This is a genomic window from Chitinophagales bacterium (assembly GCA_020636535.1).
Lineage (GTDB): Bacteria > Bacteroidota > Bacteroidia > Chitinophagales > JADIYW01 > JADJSS01.
In genome coordinates this window covers 79,148-100,477 of sequence record JACJXT010000013.1, presented here as the reverse complement: position 1 = coordinate 100,477, position 21,330 = coordinate 79,148, and the positions used below count along the sequence as shown (strand labels likewise).

At 29.1% G+C, this 21,330-nt stretch carries 21 protein-coding genes; 13 read left to right on the top strand and 8 right to left on the bottom strand.

Translation table 11 applies throughout. The features are described from left to right. Positions 1–33 precede the first annotated feature (33 nt). The 8 genes from H6553_12595 (at position 34) to H6553_12560 (ending at position 7,016) form a co-directional block, all read left to right on the top strand. Positions 34–576, top strand: coding sequence for a hypothetical protein (locus H6553_12595; protein ID MCB9034671.1), 543 nt, complete (start codon positions 34–36; stop codon positions 574–576). Between the two features lie 1,177 nt (positions 577–1,753). Next, positions 1,754–2,275 (top strand): transposase, encoded by a 522-nt coding sequence (locus H6553_12590; GenBank protein ID MCB9034670.1) that lies wholly within the window; start codon positions 1,754–1,756, stop codon positions 2,273–2,275. Between the two features lie 97 nt (positions 2,276–2,372). Further along, positions 2,373–2,720, top strand: a complete 348-nt coding sequence (locus tag H6553_12585) for a hypothetical protein (GenBank protein MCB9034669.1) — start codon at positions 2,373–2,375, stop codon at positions 2,718–2,720. 68 nt (positions 2,721–2,788) lie between these two features. Further along, positions 2,789–4,363: a DEAD/DEAH box helicase gene (locus H6553_12580; protein MCB9034668.1), complete on the top strand. Its 1,575-nt coding sequence runs from the start codon at positions 2,789–2,791 to the stop codon at positions 4,361–4,363. 299 nt (positions 4,364–4,662) lie between these two features. Then, complete coding sequence (locus H6553_12575) at positions 4,663–5,292, top strand: hypothetical protein (GenBank protein ID MCB9034667.1); 630 nt, start codon at positions 4,663–4,665, stop codon at positions 5,290–5,292. Between the two features lie 118 nt (positions 5,293–5,410). Beyond that, a complete protein-coding gene (locus H6553_12570) occupies positions 5,411–6,049 on the top strand; it encodes a Crp/Fnr family transcriptional regulator (protein MCB9034666.1) in 639 nt (212 codons plus the stop codon). A 101-nt stretch (positions 6,050–6,150) separates the two neighbouring features. Then, positions 6,151–6,624 (top strand): transcription elongation factor GreA, encoded by a 474-nt coding sequence (greA, locus tag H6553_12565; GenBank protein MCB9034665.1) that lies wholly within the window; start codon positions 6,151–6,153, stop codon positions 6,622–6,624. Between the two features lie 2 nt (positions 6,625–6,626). After that, positions 6,627–7,016 (top strand): HIT family protein, encoded by a 390-nt coding sequence (locus tag H6553_12560; protein MCB9034664.1) that lies wholly within the window; start codon positions 6,627–6,629, stop codon positions 7,014–7,016. A gap of 43 nt (positions 7,017–7,059) precedes the next feature. Here H6553_12560 and H6553_12555 read toward each other — a convergent pair whose 3' ends face one another. Beyond that, positions 7,060–7,536 (bottom strand): nucleoside deaminase, encoded by a 477-nt coding sequence (locus H6553_12555; GenBank protein MCB9034663.1) that lies wholly within the window; start codon positions 7,534–7,536, stop codon positions 7,060–7,062. Positions 7,537–7,675: 139 nt separating this feature from the next. Here H6553_12555 and H6553_12550 point away from each other — a divergent pair, with 139 nt between their 5' ends. Beyond that, positions 7,676–8,704 (top strand): hypothetical protein, encoded by a 1,029-nt coding sequence (locus H6553_12550; GenBank protein ID MCB9034662.1) that lies wholly within the window; start codon positions 7,676–7,678, stop codon positions 8,702–8,704. Between the two features lies 1 nt (position 8,705). On the opposite strand, the gene H6553_12545 is transcribed toward H6553_12550, so the two are convergent. Next, positions 8,706–9,599 (bottom strand): LD-carboxypeptidase, encoded by an 894-nt coding sequence (locus tag H6553_12545; GenBank protein ID MCB9034661.1) that lies wholly within the window; start codon positions 9,597–9,599, stop codon positions 8,706–8,708. A gap of 124 nt (positions 9,600–9,723) precedes the next feature. On the opposite strand from H6553_12545, the gene H6553_12540 reads away from it, so the two are divergent. The 3 genes from H6553_12540 to H6553_12530 are packed head-to-tail and all read left to right on the top strand — an operon-like array spanning position 9,724 to position 14,157. Next, positions 9,724–10,878 (top strand): hypothetical protein, encoded by a 1,155-nt coding sequence (locus H6553_12540; protein ID MCB9034660.1) that lies wholly within the window; start codon positions 9,724–9,726, stop codon positions 10,876–10,878. After that, positions 10,878–13,826, top strand: a complete 2,949-nt coding sequence (locus H6553_12535; GenBank protein MCB9034659.1) for an OmpA family protein — start codon at positions 10,878–10,880, stop codon at positions 13,824–13,826. The genes H6553_12540 and H6553_12535 overlap by 1 nt, the downstream gene beginning before the upstream one ends. Positions 13,827–13,836: 10 nt before the next feature. After that, positions 13,837–14,157 (top strand): LapA family protein, encoded by a 321-nt coding sequence (locus tag H6553_12530; protein ID MCB9034658.1) that lies wholly within the window; start codon positions 13,837–13,839, stop codon positions 14,155–14,157. A 12-nt stretch (positions 14,158–14,169) separates the two neighbouring features. Here the strand turns inward: H6553_12530 and H6553_12525 are convergent, their stop codons facing one another. After that, the gene (locus H6553_12525) at positions 14,170–14,964 is read right to left on the bottom strand and encodes a hypothetical protein (protein MCB9034657.1); all 795 of its coding nucleotides are present in this window, start codon (positions 14,962–14,964) and stop codon (positions 14,170–14,172) included. Between the two features lie 259 nt (positions 14,965–15,223). On the opposite strand from H6553_12525, the gene H6553_12520 reads away from it, so the two are divergent. Further along, positions 15,224–16,093 carry a hypothetical protein gene (locus H6553_12520; GenBank protein MCB9034656.1) on the top strand — a complete coding sequence of 290 codons (870 nt, stop codon included), beginning with the start codon at positions 15,224–15,226 and terminating at the stop codon, positions 16,091–16,093. Positions 16,094–16,117: 24 nt separating this feature from the next. On the opposite strand, the gene H6553_12515 is transcribed toward H6553_12520, so the two are convergent. The 5 genes from H6553_12515 to H6553_12495 form a co-directional block, all read right to left on the bottom strand. Then, complete coding sequence (locus H6553_12515; GenBank protein ID MCB9034655.1) at positions 16,118–16,903, bottom strand: menaquinone biosynthesis protein; 786 nt, start codon at positions 16,901–16,903, stop codon at positions 16,118–16,120. Then, positions 16,903–17,526: a histidine phosphatase family protein gene (locus H6553_12510; GenBank protein MCB9034654.1), complete on the bottom strand. Its 624-nt coding sequence runs from the start codon at positions 17,524–17,526 to the stop codon at positions 16,903–16,905. Before H6553_12510 ends, H6553_12515 begins: the two co-directional genes overlap by 1 nt. A gap of 320 nt (positions 17,527–17,846) precedes the next feature. Then, a complete protein-coding gene (groL, locus tag H6553_12505; protein MCB9034653.1) occupies positions 17,847–19,481 on the bottom strand; it encodes a chaperonin GroEL in 1,635 nt (544 codons plus the stop codon). Between the two features lie 26 nt (positions 19,482–19,507). Beyond that, the gene (locus H6553_12500) at positions 19,508–19,792 is read right to left on the bottom strand and encodes a co-chaperone GroES (protein MCB9034652.1); all 285 of its coding nucleotides are present in this window, start codon (positions 19,790–19,792) and stop codon (positions 19,508–19,510) included. A 249-nt stretch (positions 19,793–20,041) separates the two neighbouring features. Then, positions 20,042–21,271 (bottom strand): carboxylesterase family protein, encoded by a 1,230-nt coding sequence (locus tag H6553_12495; protein ID MCB9034651.1) that lies wholly within the window; start codon positions 21,269–21,271, stop codon positions 20,042–20,044. Positions 21,272–21,330: the final 59 nt, after the last annotated feature.

Here is a 21,330-nt window from a genome sequence, read left to right as displayed (position 1 = left end):
AGACAATAGTTTATTATTTTAGTCAACTTTTTTATGAAGACAATAACCTATTTTTTATTAGTAATAATTTTGTGTAGCAGTTGCAAAAACTATCCATTCAACAAAAAACCATTTATACAGCAACCTAAAAAAATAGAAAAAGCATTTAATCAATTAGAAAAAGTAACTACACTTAATAATAACTTAGTTAAAATTATATTTGATTATGAAAGTGTAAACTTTATATCAGCTAATCAAAGTATTCATTTCTTTGTTGTAGACTCTACTCAGCAAATCAATAATTATACTTATTGCAATAAAATGATTATCGGACCAAACAAAGTCAGTTTTTCATTAAAAGGAGGTACTATAAAAGATATTTTGTTCGATAAAAAACGCATTAATTTTAATCAACTAGCAGCAATTGCAAAATCAATTCGTAAGCAATACAACATTTATCAAGTAGTAATAGATAAAACTGATGATAGCGATATTACAACTTGGCTAACTTATTCTTTTTATGTTGGACAGAATAAAATAGAGAAAAAAATGTTATATTCAGAACATGGAAAACGCATTAAAACTATCAATCAGTAAAATAATAATGAGGTTATAATTTGTGTATGAATGTTATGGTTCGTGTATGTACGCCATAGTTCGTGTCTCACGAACCATTATAAGAATAATTATTATGGATTATTTTAAATACGATAGAAAATCATATATAAATTTGGATCAAATTTATTTTTGGACTGCAACGATATACAATTGGCAACACTTACTTAGTGAAGATGAATCTAAAGATATTATTGTTGACTCTGTACGCCATGGTTCGTGTCTCACGAACCATTATAAGAATAATTATTATGGATTATTTTAATTACGATAGAAAGTCTTATATAAATTTGGGTCAAATCTATTTTTGGACTGCAACGATACACAATTGGCAACATTTACTTAGTGAAGATGAATCTAAAGATATTATTGTTGACTCTGTACGCCATGGTTCGTGTCTCACGAACCATTATAAGAATAATTATTATGGATTATTTTAAATACGATAGAAAATCATATATAAATTTAGGTCAAATCTATTTTTGGACTGCAACGATATACAATTGGCAACACTTACTTAGTGAAGATGAATCTAAAGATATTATTGTTGACTCTGTACGCCATGGTTCGTGTCTCACGAACCATTATAAGAATAATTATTATGGATTATTTTAAATACGATAGAAAATCATATATAAATTTAGGTCAAATCTATTTTTGGACTGCAACGATATACAATTGGCAACACTTACTTAGTGAAGATGAATCTAAAGATATTATTGTTGACTCTGTACGCCATGGTTCGTGTCTCACGAACCATTATAAGAATAATTATTATGGATTATTTTAAATACGATAGAAAATCATATATAAATTTAGGTCAAATCTATTTTTGGACTGCAACGATATACAATTGGCAACACTTACTTAGTGAAGATGAATCTAAAGATATTATTGTTGACTCTGTACGCCATGGTTCGTGTCTCACGAACCATTATAAGAATAATTATTATGGATTATTTTAAATACGATAGAAAATCATATATAAATTTAGGTCAAATCTATTTTTGGACTGCAACGATACACAATTGGCAACATTTACTTAGTGAAGATGAATCTAAAGATATTATTGTTGACTCTGTACGCCATAGTTCGTGTCTCACGAACCATTATAAGAATAATTATTATGGATTATTTTAAATACGATAGAAAATCATATATAAATTTAGGTCAAATCTATTTTTGGACTGCAACGATATACAATTGGCAACACTTACTTAGTGAAGATGAATCTAAAGATATTATTGTTGACTCAATGAAATATTTAAGTGATATGAATAAGATAGATGTATTTGCTTTTGTAATAATGCCTAATCATATACACATTATATGGCGAATTATTGAGAATGGAGTAAAAGAAACTACTGTTGGCTCATTTTTAAAATTTACAGCACATCAATTTTTGAAAAAAATAAACACCCAAAATAGTAATTTGTTAAACAAATATAAAGTAATTGCTCATAATAAACAACACGAATTTTGGCAAAGAGATTCATTAGCAATACCATTATTTACAAAAGAAGTAGCATTTCAAAAGTTAGATTATATTCATAACAATCCAATAGTAGAAAAATGGAGTTTGGCGAAAGAACCTGTCGATTATAAGTATTCTACAGCATCTTATTATGAAAATGAGATAAATAATTATACATTTATAAAAGATTTAAGAGAAGAGTTTTAGTTTAATTTGTGATTCGTGAGACACGAACCACTGCAATAGACTTATTCTTTTTATGTTAGACAGAATAAAATAGAGAAAAAAATGTTATATTCAGAACATGAAAAACGCATTAAAACTATCAATCAGTAAAATAATAATTCTACTGTTTACTATTTGCACAATCTCATCTTGTGATAAAACAAGAGAAGGAAACGGAATCGTTTTAGATAGCGTAACCAAACAACCATTAGATAGTGTTAATGTAGATATTTACTTAATGTCTATTCATAATGATTCATTGTTTCCAAAAGTATATACCAATGCAAAAGGAGAGTATCATGTAAAACACGAACATGGTAGAAAAATGGTACAGTTTTCTAAAGAAGGATACATTGGTTATGTAGCTGACCTCAGAAAAAATGACACCATTTATATGGAAGTCTATCATCCTGATGACTTTGAATAAATTCGCAATTCTTTTAATAACATTGAATATCCTTTCTTATTCGTACCTTTGCACTTTAATTTACAAATATGGACGGATTTAGAGCATTAGGACTCGGAGAAGAAATTTTACTAGCACTAGAAAAAAAAGGGTTTGAACAACCAACACCAATACAATCATTAACTATTCCTTTATTACTAAATGGAGAAAAAGATGTAGTAGGACAAGCACAAACAGGAACAGGAAAAACAGCTGCTTTTAGTTTACCTATCATCGAAAAATTTGATGAAAAAAGCAAAAAAATACAAGCGTTAGTTATTACGCCAACAAGAGAATTAGCATTACAAGTTGCCAACGAAATTGTTGCATACAAAGGAAGCAAACGCATGTGGATAACTACAGTTTATGGTGGTGCTCCAATTGGAAAACAAATGAGCGAATTAGAAAAAGGAACGCATGTAGTAGTTGGAACACCAGGAAGAATCATCGACTTAATTAAAAGAAGAAAATTAATATTAGACGATGTAAAATATGTAGTTTTAGATGAAGCCGATGAAATGCTAAATATGGGTTTCATAGACGATATAGAACTCATACTACAATCATGTAATGAAGATAGAAGAATGTTATTGTTTTCTGCAACAATGCCAAAACCAATTTTGCAGCTAGCAAAACGATACATGAAAGATTTTGAAAAAGTAGAAGTACAAAAAGAAGAATTAACCAACGAAATGATAGATCAACTCTACTACGAAGTAGGAGAGAGAGATCGTTTTGATGCACTGTGCAGAGTATTAGATGTAGAAGAAGATTTCTATGGCATCATCTTTTGCAATACTAAGGCAGAAGTAATAGAAATTTGTAATCACTTAAACGATAAAGGATATTATGCAGATGCTTTGCATGGCGATATCCAGCAAAATTTAAGAGAAAAAGTAGTTAAGAACTTCAAACAAAATAAATACGGTGTTTTAGTAGCTACAGATGTAGCAGCAAGAGGCATCGACATACAAGACTTAACACATGTAATCAACTACGGTTTGCCACAAGATCCAGAATCATATGTACACAGAATTGGAAGAACTGGTAGAGCAGGAAAAACAGGTAAAGCCATTGCATTTGTTTCAAGAAATGAAAAACGCAAAATGCTAATGATAGAAAGAATTAGCAATAGCAAAATGCAAAAAGTAAATTTACCAGATGCTTTTGAAATGGTAAAAATTAAGAAAAATCGTATTAAAGATGATATTGAATCTATTATAGAAACAGAACATTACGAAGAATACTTAACTTTTGCTCTCGACTTACTAAAAGAAAACGATCCAACTACTTTAGTAGCAGCAGTTCTAAAACATTTTGTAAAAGACGAACTCGATCCAAAGAGTTACAAGAAAATCAAAGAATCTACTTCTGAAAATTATAGCAAAAAAGTAGTACGATTATTTTACGCTAAAGGCAGACAAGATGGCATTACGCCAAAAGTTATCTTAAACGAGCTGAAAGACAAAACAGGTGTAGATAGTAGAAAGATTAACGATATAAAAATTATGCAGAATTTCTCTTTCTTCAATACCAATGGCGATGATGCAGAATTAATTTTAGCAGTTTATAAAAAGAACAAAGGCAAACGACCAATTGTAGAACGAGCTAGAGAGAGAAATTAATTTTCTGCTTATGTCTTAGCTTTAATTCAAAGCAGCACCTTCTAAAAGAGACTCTGCGTGAAAAAAATCACATTAAAACACAAAAGAATAAAGCTGTTTTGAATGCTTATTAGTATCAATTCAAATGTCAAATTCTTCTTAGCTAAAATATTCAGTCAATACTTAATATAAGTTGTACCTACTTATAGTGATTTTAACTTTTTTCTTGATAATTTTAATAATGAATATTACTTTTACACCGACTACTAGCTAAACTCATTTTCGTTTAGCAACATATTGAAAAAAATAAAATGTTGAATATGAAAGCATTCTACAGTTCATATTTGTACATTGTTGTTATCATATTGTTTGCAGCAAATACAAATATAATTAATGCTAATGAGGTTGAAAAAAATACTATTTTTAATAGTATCAACAAAACCATTAAAATTAATTACTTTATTGTAGATAAAGAAGTAAATGAAAAAGAACCAATAGTCCACCAATTGAGTTTAGTAATTCCTAAAGAAAATTTCTATTTATTTACTCATAATAAACTAGGTAAATTTTTAGTTAACCACAATTGCTTAGATGAAGAAAAAATAATAAATACATCTGTGTATGCATCTATCAACGATATAAGTAAAGATGGAAACTGCTTACTAGAAGTTTGGAAACATAAAAACCCAATTAATGTTTCTAATTATACTTTCAATCTCGCATGGACACTAGCAGATATTGGTGCTTCATGCGATTTTGATGGTATTGTTAATAGCTTAGCTATAGATAATCCTAGAATTATAGATGCAGTAGGAAATTCAAATATGTCAGCCGCAATTATTCAAACCATTACTTTAAGTTTAATAAGTACAAAAGATAATCGAGCTGATGGTATTCAAATACTACAAAATAGATTAAATGCTTTGACTTTTAACTACAGTGAAGGTTAAAGCATCATTATTAATTATATAGAGGTCTAGACCAGTATATATAAACATATTAACCCTTTTTTTGGCCGCACATTTCTTATGAAAGTGTGGCTTTTTTTCTATATTGTCAGCAATATAAATGAAACAATTAGAAAATATATTTAGTAGATTTCCGCAAGCACTTATACAAGAAATCAAAGAAAAAGCAACAATAAAAACACTAGCAACCAATAGTATGTTGCTTAAATCTGGTGCGTACTTAAAAAGTGCCATGTTGGTTATTGATGGTGTTATAAAAGTGTATAGAACAGATGAAAATGGCAATGAGTTTTTTGTCTATTTTGTTCAATCTGGAGAAGCTTGTGTAGTAAGTATGATTTGTTCGCTAGAAAACTATCAGAGTAATATTGCAGCAAAAGTAGACGAAACAGCAACTATTGCATTTATTCCATTGTCAGAAATGAGTAATTGGATGAATGAATATCCAGTTTGGTATGAGTTTGTCATTCAGTCGTACAGAAAACGATTTGATGAATTGTTGACAGTAATAGATCACATAGCATTTAAATCAATGGATGAAAGACTAAGTTTTTATTTGAAAAAATACGCCAATCAACATCAACAAAATGAAATTAATTTATCGCATCAAGAAATTGCAAATGATTTAAATACATCAAGAGAAGTAGTATCACGATTGTTAAAAAAAATGGAGCAAAATGAACAAGTCGCATTGTACAGAAATCAAATTGTATTGTTGCCAAAGTTAATAGCAGATTAATCAAAAAAACGAAAGAACTTTACTTTTTTATAAAAATACTATATATTTGTGCAAGACACGCTTTGTAGGCGTGTCTATTTTTTTCATTAAAATTATAGATTATGTCAGATATAGTTTATGTTACAGAAGAAGGTCTTGAGAAATTGAAACAAGAACTAAATCAATTAATTGCAGTAGAAAGACCAAAGAGTGCTGCTGCCATTGCCGAAGCTAGAGAAAAAGGAGATTTGTCTGAAAATGCAGAATACGATGCAGCTAAAGAAGCACAAGGATTGTTAGAATTAAGAATTTCTAAGTTACAAGCAGATATAGGCAACGCACGAATTTTAGATCCAAGTCAATTAGATATGTCTAAGGTATCAGTGTTGTGCAAAGTGAAAGTAAAAAACCTTAAAATGAAAAAAGATTTTACTTATCACTTGGTATCAGAAAAAGAAGCCAACTTAAAAGAAATGAAGATTTCAGTAAAATCGCCAATTGGTGCTGCATTATTAGGAAAATCAGTAGGCGATGTTGTTGATGTACAAATTCCAGCAGGAATGATGTCTTTAGAAATATTGGATATAAATATATAAAAATGCCTAGTATATTTACTAAGATAATCAACGGAGAAATTCCATCTTACAAAATTGCAGAAGATGATAACTTTTATGCTTTCTTAGATATTAGACCACTGCATCTAGGACATACATTAGTAGTACCAAAGCAAGAAATAGATTATATTTTTGATATAGATGATGACTTGTTGGCAAAGATGATTGTTTTTGCAAAAAAAGTAGCTTTAGCAATTCAGAAAGCTGTGCCATGCGAGAGAATTGGAATGACCGTAATTGGATTAGAAGTTCCACACGCACACATTCATTTATCACCAATAAATACTATTCACGACTTAAACTTTAGCAATACCAAGCAATATTCGCTAGAAGAAATGCAAGACATTGCTCAAAAAATAAGTGGTTATTTGTAATTAGTCATTGGTCATCAACTGACTAGCGACAAATAACTAACAACTAATACCTAGTTTTATCTTGTTTGGCTGTCCATTGTTCAAAAACAGGTATTGCTTCTTCTTGCATTATTTTAATAAATTGTATATTTCTATTAGATATATCTTTATCTAATTCATTATAAATGAACTGATCATCAAAATTAATTTTTGCTGCATCTTCTTTAGTACAAGCATAAAATACCATTTTAGGTCTTGCCCAATAAATTGCACCTAAACACATCGGACATGGTTCGCAAGATGTATAAATAATACAATTGTCTAACTGAAAAGTATTCAATTTTTTGCAAGCCATTCTAATAGCCACTACTTCTGCGTGTGCCGTTGGATCATTGGTAGAAGTTACACAATTATGTCCTTCGGCAATTATTTCGTCATCTTTTACTATAACACAACCAAATGGTCCGCCTGCATTTGAGTTCATTCCTTTTGCTGCCATTTGTATAGCACGACTCATATAATACTGATCTTTTTCTGTCATAATGAATGATTTAATACACAATCAAAAGTAAGTAATTAAATACATTATACTTATTACCTTATTGTTTCGTGTGATATTAAATACTACTCACTAAAAAGGTGTATTCAATTTTATATAAAATTTATTTATTTTTGTGTTGATGCAGTTGAATAATAAACAGAAAGATATCGTTGAAAAATTAATTGACTCGTGGAAAGACAAACAACTGGTTGATGAAACACTTGCCAATAAACTAAAAGAAGATATTGCTATTGAAACTAGCAATTGGCGACAGTTGGCTTTCTATGCTTTTGTTGTTGCTATTGTTTGTATTGTACTATCGATAGTTGTTTTTTTAGCTGATGAGCAATTGAGATTTCTGCTAGAGAAAATACTAGACTTATCTAATTTTGGCATTGCTATTTTACAAAGTCTTATTGCTATTCTATTGTTTTTTCTCGCCAAAAAAAGTATAGATAAACGACCACAAAAAGTTTTTACCAATGCTAGTTTATTAATTATTGCTTCGTTCTTTGCTATTATAGCACTTTCATTTTATGGCAAAGCATTTAGCTTAGGCGAAAGTCAAATGTATGGACTATTTTTATTCGGAACATTCTTATATGTTTTATTGTACTTTATTTTTAAATACAAATATCTTTGGGTAATTGCATTATTATTTTTGTATATGAGCTACGCTGCAATTACGGTTCAATTACAAAGAGATGACGACTACTTTCTAAGAATGAATGTTTTTGTAAGATGCATTCCGTTTAGTATGCTCTTAATTTTTTCTACTTATGCTATTCAACAAATAAAATCACTACAATCGATAATAAAAACTCATTTTATAACTAATTTAATACTATTATTATTTATACTTTGGCAAGTGTCTTTATTTGGTAATTACAATCAATATGAGCAATGGTTAACAACACCACAGTTGCACTACTTTCCATTTGCTATTATCAGTATGATTGTTTGTACTGCTGTACTATTTTATGGTTGGAAAAAACAAAATGAATTGGTCGCTAATATTGGTTTAATTTTTTTAGTGATTAATTTACTCAGTAGGTATTTTGAATACTTTTGGAAGCCATTACATAAATCGGTATTTTTTATAATACTAGGAATTATTTTTGCAATCATTGGTTGGAAAGCAGAAAAGCTATGGAATAAAAACAGTTAGATTACTGTTCAAACATACAAGTAGTGCCTACAGTTAGTTTGGCTTTTTTTCCTAAAATAATAGCTCTGTTATCTGCAATGTGTCCTGCTGGAAAATTATAACAAATAGGGAAATTATATGCAGCACAGTGTTCTTGTATAATTTCATAAGCAGTTTGTCCGTATGGAATATCGTTATCTATCATATTGGTCATTCCACCAACAATTAATCCTTTTATAAATTGCAGTTTTCCTGCTCGTTTTAGTGCCATCATCATTCTATCTATATGATATAAATATTCATCTAAATCTTCAATAAATAAAATAGCATCTTTAGTATGTACTATACTTTTTGTACCTAATAAACTATAAATAATAGACAAGTTGCCACCAATAACTTCTCCTTCTGCTACTCCATTTCGGTTCATTTCATGTGCATCAAAAGTGTAGTGTAGTAATTTACCAAATAGTGCCTCTTTAATGGAATGAATACTTGCAGTAGTACTATTTTTTAGTGTGGTCATCATTGGTGCATGCAAAGATTCCACACCAATATTGCAGTTTAATAAAATATGTAAATAGGTAATATCTGAAAAACCAACAATCCATTTTGGTTGTTTCATAAAAGCAGTAAAATCTAAATCGTCTATAATTTTAACCGTTCCATAACCACCTCTTCCACAAATAATGGCATTAATATTTGGATTGTTCAACATCTGCTGAAAATCTTTTCTTCTTAAATCATCATTACCAGCAAACTGATGGTGTGAAGCACCTACGGTTTCGCCAAGTACTACATTTAAATCCCAACTTTTTAAAATATTAATAGCTGTTTCAATTTCTGCTACGGTTAGTTTTTTAGCAGGACAAGTAATACCAACAGTATCTCCAGCTTTTAAATAAGTAGGTTGTATCATAACACAAAAATAGACAAATTTACTAAAGCCAAGTTATAAAGCGTACTTTACTCATCGTTAAAGATTTAGTTAAACTAAAGTGTGCATAATTGAGTAATTTTACAAAATAAAAAATAAAACATTTATGAAGTTTTTAAGCACATTTAGTTTAATATTTATCGTATTATTTAGTTTTGCACAAACAGAAAGTGTTAACTACGATTATTTAGAAAATACATTTGAAGGAAGATATCCATTACCAGCAGATAAAAGATTTAATATTGTTGGTGATGCATTTGAAGATTTAGCATATGTTGAAATTGCTATTTATAAAAATATTGAGAAACCAAAATCTCAAGTAGCTAAAGCCAGTTGGTCGCAAAATTACTATAAGTCGAACGATAAATACACCTTAGAAATTGTTGATATTTTAGAAGGCGACAAAGCTTATGATATTGAATTTAAATATTATAGAAAAGCAGATGAAACTTTTAAAAATTTATTTTTATCAGAAATTAGTGAACAAGTTGCTTTGTTTTTAAAACACAGTAACACCACAGGCAAAAAAAATGTAAACTGGAACAGCAATCCTAAAGATATTAAAGCTGAAGTAGAAAACATTATAAAAGCAGCTATTGCAGATATTAGAACTGATGAGACTAACATTCAGTTTAAAGACTTATCAGACAATGTTTTAGTTGGTATTGAATATGTAGAACAACTACAACTTAGTAAAAGCCAAGTAATGAATGATGCTAATAATTTTGTCGTTGAACAAGCCATTGACGAACTTACAAAACAAATTGCTTTTGAAGTAAGTAATGTTTTGCCAAATACTTATTATATCTTAAGTGAAAAAAAAGTAATTAAACAATATAAAACCGAAAAAGGATTTCATACATTGGCAATTCAAGCAGGTTATGGCGTAGCTTGGTTTAATGGTGGTTTTAATAAATTTAACTACGGACATGCACCTTATGCTGGCTTTGGTATTCCTTTATCTAAAAATCCAAATAGAGGAAACTTTATTAGAAACTTATCTATTAATGCTGGTGTTTACTTTTTAAATTTTAAAGATGTAAACGATGTAGAATATTCTGGTCCGTTTATAAAAAGACCAATTTATGTAAACCTAGGATATAAGTTTTTAAAAATAGTAAAATTTCAAGCTGGAGCAGTGCTTTTAGAGCAAAAAAGCAATAATGGCAACTATGTTAATTTTAACAAGATTACAGTCAGACCAAATATTTCTTTAGGTTTAGAACTAGATTTATGGTTAGGCATTAAAAATAATAGATAATGAAAAATATAATATTCATTGTAGTTTTTGTGCTAAGTATTTTAGGTGGTTTTGCACAAAGAGCCAACAACAGCTTTTTTATTAAAGGTGGTGTAGGTGCTTTACAATACTACGGAGATTTAAGCAATAAATTTATCAACATAAAAGAAAGTACACTTGGTTATCATGCTGGAATTGGCTTTCAACCGAATAATTTTTTAGGTATTGAGTTGAGCTACTTACAAGGAACTGTAAAAGGTGACGATAGAGCTAGTGCATGGTTAATTAAAAACAATGCCACTAAAAATAACAATTATAGTCGTTCATTAAATTTTAAAACAGATATTAAAGATTTAAATTTAAAACTCTACTTAAATTTTGATAATGGCAAAATGATTTCAAAATATAGTGCCGTTGCTCCATATTTAATTGTAGGATTTGGTGTAGGAAAGTTTACGCCTTATGCTGACTTATTAAATAGCAATGATAGATATTTTTATTGGACAGATGGTACTATTAGAGATATAGACCAATCTGCTACTAATGCAAATGATGCACAAATTATTGAAAGAGATAATACTTACGAAACAAATTTATCAAATTTAAATATTGAAAAAGACTATAAACAATGGAAAATGCAATCGTCTTTGGGTTTTGGTTTAAACTTTAAGTTGGCTAAATTTATGTATTTGTATTTGCAAACAGAATGGACTTATAATTTCACAGATTATATTGATGATGTTAGCAATGGAAAAGTAGAGTACACTACAAATGATTTCAAAAACTATGCTGCTAATCCTGCAAATATGATAACCAATACAAGAAGCAACAACAATAATAAAATTGGCGATAACTACTTATACACTAGTGCTGGCATTGCTTTTTACTTTGGAAAAAAGAAAACTAACTACCTAACTATTAATACTAAAAATTTATACAATGATATGTATGGTTATAAAACTCCAAAGTTTTTAAATGATACCACTACTATTGCTATTAAAAAAGATAGTATTGAAATTAATTTAAATGATAGTTTACTAATAGACACTATTAACTTAAGCACTATCAAAAAAATAAACGACAGTACTTTTTATTATAAATGGATATCTAATAATAATTTTAATACTAATGACAGTATGATTATTTTAATAGATACACTAAATCTAGCAAACAACAAAAAAATAATTACTAAAAAACTAATTTATATCTATAATGATACTATAAATACAGTTGTAGATAGTATAAAACCAAGTACACTTAGTAATACATCAACAGATAGCTTACTTAAAGTACTTGATGTAGAAATTAAAAGTCTTTATAATGATTTAAAAATAGACAGTACTAATACTAGTATTCAAAATGATTCTTTTGTTTGGATTCAAGTAGATTCATTAAATCAACCAATATTTATAAATAACTCAATAGATACTATAAAAAACAATAAAAAAGTAAGTTATATTACAATATCTACTGATGCTATTAAAGACACCAACAACAATGATTACATCAACAAACATTTAATCTACTTAAAAAATCAAGATACAATTAAATATAACTCATTAGATAGCTTAAAATTAGTATATAATAATATATTAAATACTAAAAAAGATACCAATAAAATTATTGATACAGTTGTTATCAAACAAATAGTAAAAGATACTATTATTAAAATAAATGCAGTAGATACTTTTAAAACTAATATGCTTAAAGATTCTATTTCTGCTACTAAACCATATATTTCAACTACAAATAATAACTTTTTAGATAAACTAGATAGCTTAAGAAATGAATTGAATATCATCAATACATCATCTGATAAAAAGAAAAAATCTAAAAAAGATAACTCAACTACAGCAGTAGATTACAACTATGTAAGCAAGTTAGCAAATGCTAATACAGATACGCTTGTTATTGCTAATACGAATAATAATGTAGTAAGTAAAACTATACAAAAAACAGATACCATTAAAATAGTACAGTACAATACACCAAGTATTTCTAGTACTTTTCCGACTACAACAACTACAACTGTTGCCAATGAGCAAGCACTACAATCATTACAACAAAATGATGTAATACTAAATCAGAAGCTAAATGAAATATACAATTTACTTCAACAAAAAAGTTTAAGTACATCAGCAACAATACCAAATAACAATTATACAATACCAAACAATACTATTCCTTCAAATTCAATAAATTCAAATATAGTTCCCAATACTACAAGTACTAATATTGATAATGCATTAAAAGATAGTGTAGCACTACTACAAAATCAAATAAAAGCAATGCAACAAGTTAACCAATCGCAACAAATGCAAATAACACAACAGCTAAAAAGTATGCAAAAAAGCGATTCTCTAATGTTTGAATTACTACAAGCCAATGCCAATACACCATCAAATAGTACTAAAAAACAAAACAACGATGTTAAAACTCAAAATCAAATATTGCTAGACGACATCAATCAAATGCTACAACAATACCATATTAAAAGTATAGATACACAGTCGTTAAACAATCAAAAACAAGTAAGTGCTTTATATAATGAGTTGAACAATATAAAATCAGAACTTAAAAATATTCAAACAAGTGTAGAGAGCAAAGAAGCAACATCTACAGTAAATCCAAATAAAGAAACACTGGTATTAAGTATTTACTTTGGTGTTAACAAAACAAATATTGACAACCAATATACCAGTCAACTAAATGATATTGTTAATTTACTTAATCAAAATACAAAACTAAAATTGCTACTTAAAGGTTATGCCGATGCTTCTGGAAATGTAGCTTACAACAAAAAATTATCGGTAGAAAGAACGCAAAGTGTCAAAGATTTCTTTATATTGTTAAACGGAATTAATTATTACAGAATAAACGAGTTAGGTTTTGGCGAAGATTATGCAAATATTGTAGGCGATAGTCAACACAACCGAAGAGTTGATATTTATGTAGTAGGAAATTTTTAATTTTAAAATTATGACAACTGTAAGATATATATTATTAGTACTATTATTATTAATTGTTTTAGTTTTTGGCATTCTAAATGTAAATGAAGCAAGAATCAATTTTTTACTGTTTGATGCAAGAATTTCTATTGCATTAATTATTTTCTTATCATTTGCATTAGGTAGTATCATTACTGTATTATTTTCAATTCCTTCTTATTTTAAAAGAAGAAAAATGAAGAGCGAGTTTGAATCTAAAATTAAAACCTTAGAAACAGATTTAGCTCAAAAAAGTAATGAGCTTAAAATTGCTAATGAAAACTTAGTAAAAGCTAAAGGAAATATTCAGTAAAATAATATTAGTCTATTTAGGAATCTTTTTTCGTTTCTTAAGTTCGTACCAAATGCCTACATGTGGTTGAAAACCGAGTACCTGCGAGTAAGAAGTAGCAAAGTCGATATGCAAACCTTGTTTTAAATTTACACCAACACCAGCTGTTCCAATTGGTGGATCTGTAGAAACACCACCTCTAAAACTAATAATTTCTTTATAAGTATAATCAAATCCTGCTCTAAAACGCATTTTCTCGCCAAATTGTTGTTCTAATTCTATGCTTACAAAAAACTTTTTAACGGCTTCGTAGGTAGCACCAAATTTTAAAACCGTAGGTACTTTTTCTGTATTCGCATCATCTAAATAAATTTTTACAGGATTATAGATATGAGCTGCAATACTCAATTCTTTCAATGGTTTTGCCAAGATACCTAACTCAAAAGTAGCTGCATTTTTACTTCCATAACCTACAATTTGTGTATTCAACCAATCTAGTTGCATACCAATCGACATAAACTTGGCGAGCTTAATAGCATAGGACAAACCCAGTTTCTTTTCATTAAATGCATCGTAACCAAAGTAACCAAATGACAAGCCAAATGTGCCTGCTTTTTTTGCAGGAAAAGCCATTACCGAAGAAATATTATTTACGCCTTGTCCTACAAAAACTGGACTATAATAAAAACCTATAGATGGTCGTTCTATAAATGCAGAAGCAGCTTGATTATTATATACAGAATAAACAGAAACTAATGAAATAGAATTCATTCCCATTCCTACTTGTCTTGCACCACTCGTTCTTGGTTCGCCAGTTGCAAAAGCCACAACTTCTAAAAACAAGAATAAGTATAAGAATATAAATAGTTTTATTTTGTATTTACAATACAAGCTCATTAAAGAACAAAGTAAGTAATATTCTTTAAATTTTTAATATCAGATGAAAAATCAATAAAAAAAATAGCTGAAATTGACATAATTGTGGAAAACTAAAAAAAATAGTACGGTTTTTGTATTTAATATTGCATAAATAAGAAAAAGTATGAAAAGGTTAGCCATTTTAATAAGTTTTTACGCTCTATTTTTGATGAATATGAATGCTCAATCATCATTTAATGATTATGAATTTTTGCAAGATATCACCTTTAAATTGTACAATGATAATCTAGCACCGTATCAATTACCAGAAAGATCTAAATCTGTAGAAGAGTCTTTATTGTATGATGTTATTCATGCTGTTTGGAGCGAAAATAAATGGGTAGCTTATACTTTAAATAAAAATTTGTTAGGCACCTACAAAGTTGGTAGTCCTGCATTACTAGATAAAGGAGATTTTAAAAGAGTGGTTTTTTTAGCTAATTTTCCTGGAAGTAGAGGTGGAACAGATTTATATATGGCAGAATATGCTAATGGTGCGTGGTCAAATCCAAGAAATATGGGCGATGGTGTAAACTCTAGTTATAATGAATCTAATCCAGGATTTTTAGATGACAATACACTTACATTTTCCTCTAATGGAGTAATTAAAAAAGTTGATTTAAATTCTTTCTTAGTTGAAACGGTAAATAATAATGCTACTACGGCAAGCAATAATACTCCACCAGTAATAAAAAATGAAGTAAAGCCAACAGCACCTGTTGTAGTAAAAACCAATTCGCCTGTAGTTAGTAGCAATAGTATTATTACTTATAACAATCAGCCATTAAAATTAGGCGTACAAGATAAAGAGTCAATGAAAGCTCAATATCCTAATGCAATACAATTAGGTGTATTTAGTAATCCAAATTGGGGAATTTTAAAGCAATTTGCTACACTTGGTAATTTAGTAAGTTTTCAAAATAGTTCTGGCATTAACACTGTATGGTTAACTGGTTACGATAGTATGAGTCAAGCGAATGAAGTACTTGGAAAAGTTAGAAGTTACAGTGGCTTTGAGAAAAGTTTTATTGTAAAGTAAGTGTGTATCTTCTAATTAAACCAATTAATACATATATTTTATATTAGGAATAGTACATCTGTTGTCTTCGCAGAGATATTTTAAGAATAGTTCTAAGGCAACTTTTTTGTCATCATCTAAGTAATATTGTATCGATTGATTTAAGTAGTGTGCTACAGAAAAATTAGGATAAGTATGCTGATATTGTTGTACTACTTCGCTTCTGTGTTCTAAACCTAAATTAAATGCTGCATTTAATTCATCAACAATAGATTTATTAATGTCTTGTTTGGCTATCCAAGCTGCAAACACAAAAGGCAAACCAGTATACGCTTTCCAAGCTTCAGATAAATCATATATATACTTATATTGATTAAATAAATTAATTGTTCTATCTCCAATTACAACTACTGCTGTTTTATCACTTGCTTTTTTTTCAAAACCTGCCGTAGCTTGTATAAACTGCACTTCTTTCTTCCAAAAATTTCTACATAAAATTTTAACTAATTGTACTGAAGTTTTAGATTGATAATCGAGTAGGATAGTGTCAATCTCTTCTAGTGGAACATTGGCAAATAAACAAACAGTTGCTACTTTTCCATTTGCTCCAATACAATAAGGTGAAATGATTTTAGGTGCATCAAGTTGCGGAATTACTGCTACTGGAACTAAGGCAATGTCTACTTCATTGTTTAATAATTTTTGAGCAGCAATTGCAGGAATATCTTCTGATAGAATACAATTAAAATTAAATTGATAATTATTTAATCCATAAATAAATGGCTTGGTGTTTAAATACGATACTGCTGAAATACGACACTGTTCTTTCATTAATCAACATTAATAGTATTTAAATGATTGATATTGTTAGATAATATCAATTCTATCGTATCATTATTTAATGCTAGTTGGTACAAACAAGTATTGCTGTGCGAATAATTGTCCATATTGGCAATAGTTTCGTTATTAAACAAACACAACAATGCTCTTAAAGTTCTACCATGTGTGCAAATTAAAATATTTTGATATTCAGACGATTTTATTTCCTCTATAAATGGTAGCAATCTTTGTTGTAAATCGTAGGCACTTTCTCCACCTTCTATTTTTATAGTTAGGTTGCCATTTTTCCACTCATTAATTATATTATAATATTTTTCTTTTAGTGTAGGATGATGTTCAATGCCTTCAAAAATTCCCCAATCAATTTCATCAATACTCTCTCTAATAATATGATTAAAATTATCATTTAAAAACGACTGAACTGTTTGTTGAGTTCGTTTTAGTTTAGAAGTATATACTACATCAAACGGAATGTTTTTATATGCTTGATAAAATGCTTCTGCTTGTGCTATACCTGTTGTATTAATATCAGAATTAATGCCTCTACCTTGCACTACTTCTCTTATATTAAAATCAGTTTGTCCGTGTCTAATAATGTAAATATTCTTCTGCATGATTTGCTTGCAAAGATAAATATTAGTAGATTAAGTTAATATTGTTTCGTGAGACACAAATCAAGGTATAGATTTATTGAATAGTGTATGAAATAATAATTTGTTGAGTAATTTAGTGTTTACATAAATGCTGCTTTGTTTTTTAGTGTTATCTTTTTTTGATGAATAAGATTTATGCTAAAATATTTTTAATTAATTTAAAAATTATGAATTAATTCAATTTAAATAAAAAAGTCCCAAATAAATTGGGACTTAAAAAATATTTTAGTTTAGTTACATCAAGTAAAAAGACTCTTGAAATAGCTACTACAATGACATTTTTACATCATGCCAGGCATTCCGCCTCCACCCATTGGTGGCATTGCAGGTTCATCTTTTGGTTTTTCTACGATAGCACATTCTGTTGTTAAAATCATAGAAGCAATTGATGCTGCATTTTCTAAAGCTACTCTTGTTACTTTAGTTGGATCGATAACTCCAGCTTTAAATAAGTTCTCATATTTTTCTGTTCTAGCATTAAAACCGTAGTCTTTTTTGCCTTCTTTTACATTGTGAACAATGATAGAACCTTCTAAACCAGCATTAGCAGAAATTTGTCTTAATGGAGCTTCTAAAGCAATTTTAATAATTTCAATACCTGTTTTTTCGTCTTCATTATCACCTTCTAATTTATCTAAAGCTCCTTGAGCTCTAATTAAAGCTACACCACCACCAGGAACGATACCTTCTTCAACAGCAGCTCTTGTAGCGTGTAAAGCATCATCAACTCTGTCTTTTTTCTCTTTCATTTCTACTTCTGTAGCAGCACCAACATAAAGCACACCAACTCCACCACTTAATTTAGCTAATCTTTCTTGTAGTTTCTCTCTATCATAGTCAGATGTAGTGGTTTCAATTTGAGCTTTAATTTGGTTAATTCTTCCTTGAATATCTACTTTTTTACCAGCACCATTAATGATAGTAGTATTGTCTTTATCTACTACAATTTTTTCAGCAGTACCTAATTGATCTAACTGAGCATCTTGTAATTTATATCCAATCTCTTCAGAAATAACTTGTCCACCAGTTAAGATAGCAATATCTTCTAACATCGCTTTTCTTCTATCGCCAAAACCTGGTGCTTTTACTGCTGCAATTTTTAATGAACCTCTTAATTTGTTTACTACTAAAGTTGCTAATGCTTCGCTTTCTACATCTTCAGCAATAATTAATAAACCTTTACCAGTTTGAACTACTTTTTCAAGCACTGGTAATAAGTCTTGCATAGAAGATACTTTTTTATCAAAAATTAAAATGTAAGGATTATCCATTTCTACTTCCATAGACTCAGAGTTAGTTACAAAGTATGGTGAGATATATCCTCTATCGAATTGCATACCTTCTACTACTTTGATTTCTGTTTCAGTACCTCTAGCTTCTTCAACAGTAATAACACCTTCTGTAGTAACTTTTTCCATTGCACTAGCAATTAAAGTACCTATTTCTTCATCGTTATTAGCCGAAATAGCTGCTACTTGTTGAATTTTACTAAAGTCTTTTCCTACTTTATTAGATAAAGCTTTCAACTCTTCTACCACTTTAGCAACTGCTTTATCGATACCTCTTTTTAAATCCATTGGATTAGCACCAGCAGTAATACTTTTTAAACCTGGACCAATGATAGCTTGTGCTAAAACTGTAGCAGTTGTAGTACCATCACCAGCTGCATCGTTGGTTTTAGAAGCTACATCTTTTACCAGTTGAGCTCCCATATTTTCAAACGGATCTTCTAATTCAATTTCTTTTGCAACAGTAACACCATCTTTAGTAATTTGTGGTGCACCAAATTTTTTCTCTATAATTACATTTCTACCTTTTGGACCTAATGTTACTTTAACTGCATTAGCCAAAGTATCAACACCTTGCTTTAATTTATCTCTCGACTCAGTGCTATAATTAATTAATTTTTCACTCATAATTTTTTATTTTATTCTTTTTATTTTTAAACAATTGCTAAGATATCAGCTTCTCTCATAATTAAATAGTCAACACCATCTATATTGATTTCAGTACCACTATATTTTCCGTATAATACTGAATCGCCAACTTTAACTGTCATAGGTTCCTCTTTTTTACCAGCACCTACCGCTACAACTTCGCCTTTTTGTGGTTTTTCTTTAGCAGTATCAGGAATAATGATACCAGATTTTGTTGTTTGTTCAGCTTCGGCAGGTTTAAGTACCACTCTATCTGCCAATGGTTGAATGTTTAATTTACTTTTCGACATACTATAATTTTTTGTTGTTTGATTAAAATTTCTGCAAAGATAAACAACTAAAGTTATGCCAAGTACTAAATAATGTCATTTTGGCAATTGATAATTCTGTTAGTCATAATAATATGCTATCAAACGAAAATATGTCAGTTGAAATTAGTCTATAGCCAACTTATTCTAGATACTTTTTGTACTTTAATATTTATATTTATTACATTTTGTGTTGATACAAAAGGTAAGCAAAAAATCAAGAAAAAAAGATTACTGCTTAATAAAATTGGTTAAGTGTGTTGCTACAAATTTATCATCATAAAAAACAATAAGGTAATGATTATTAGCTAAGTGAATTTGATTGGTGTTTAATGTGCTTGTATAATAATTCTGTTGATATACTTGTTTGCCATTCATATCTATAATATTCAATGCATGATATGGTATATTATCGAAATAAATCATATCACTTGTTGGATTTGGATAAACCGCTACGCTTTTAATTGTTTGTTGTTGTATTGCTGTTGGCGTACCGCATAACATATAATTAAAATAATTATTCATATACCAAATGGTCGAATCAAAATATGGTTGTACTACAAAACCAAAAAAGTCCATTTCAAATGAAGTATGGTCTTTTGTAGGAATAATATAAAACGGATTATACATTCCTAACTCATTTGCTCTTTGATGTAAGATATTACTTCCATCTACAGTTGGTAAAAATGGAATATTATATGGTTTTCCAGAATTAAATGGTACTTCTGGATCTAAAGTATTGTGTATACTTAAAAATGGAAAGTGCTGATTGTTCATAAAATCGACATCACCTAATGCTCCATTAATATTGACTAGACCTTTTATTTTACTAGGAAAATCTATAAAATTATAATCGCCAAAAATGCCACCAATTTCGTTGAGATTATTTGACCAATCGCTTGGTAATGTATCTGCTTCATCTAAAAAAATAGTATGTAGTACATTAAAACTTCCAGCAGATGAACCAGCTAAAAATATATTATTGGTATCAATTTTATATGGATTGCCTTCGTTTCGTGCAGATTCAAAAAAGAATTTAATTGCAGTTTTGGTATCTTGAATGCCTCTGCCAACTGCTTTAATCATTAAGTCGGAATTTAATAAAGACAAAGGTGATGACTCTAAACGATAGTTGACAGTACTATACACATAACCTCGTTGTGCAAACTCTTTTCCCATTTCTTGGTTAGACTGATAATCTTTAGTGCCTGTCCAAAATGCACCACCATGAAAAAAAATAATTAATGGACGAACGGAAAGAGTGTCGTATCGTGGTTCGTAAACATCTAGATATTGATTGAGCATTGCTCCATTTGCCAAAGGTGCTGTTTGGTATTTTATTCCTTTATATGTATTTACTTGGTCGAATATTTTAGCAGAATATCTTCCATTAAGACATTGAGCATTAGTAGTAGATACTATGACTGAAAAAATTACTATAAACCAAATAAGTTGTTTCATGTATCATAAATATACCTATTTTTTATTTGTTCTATATAGAAGTAGAATGAAAATTATTT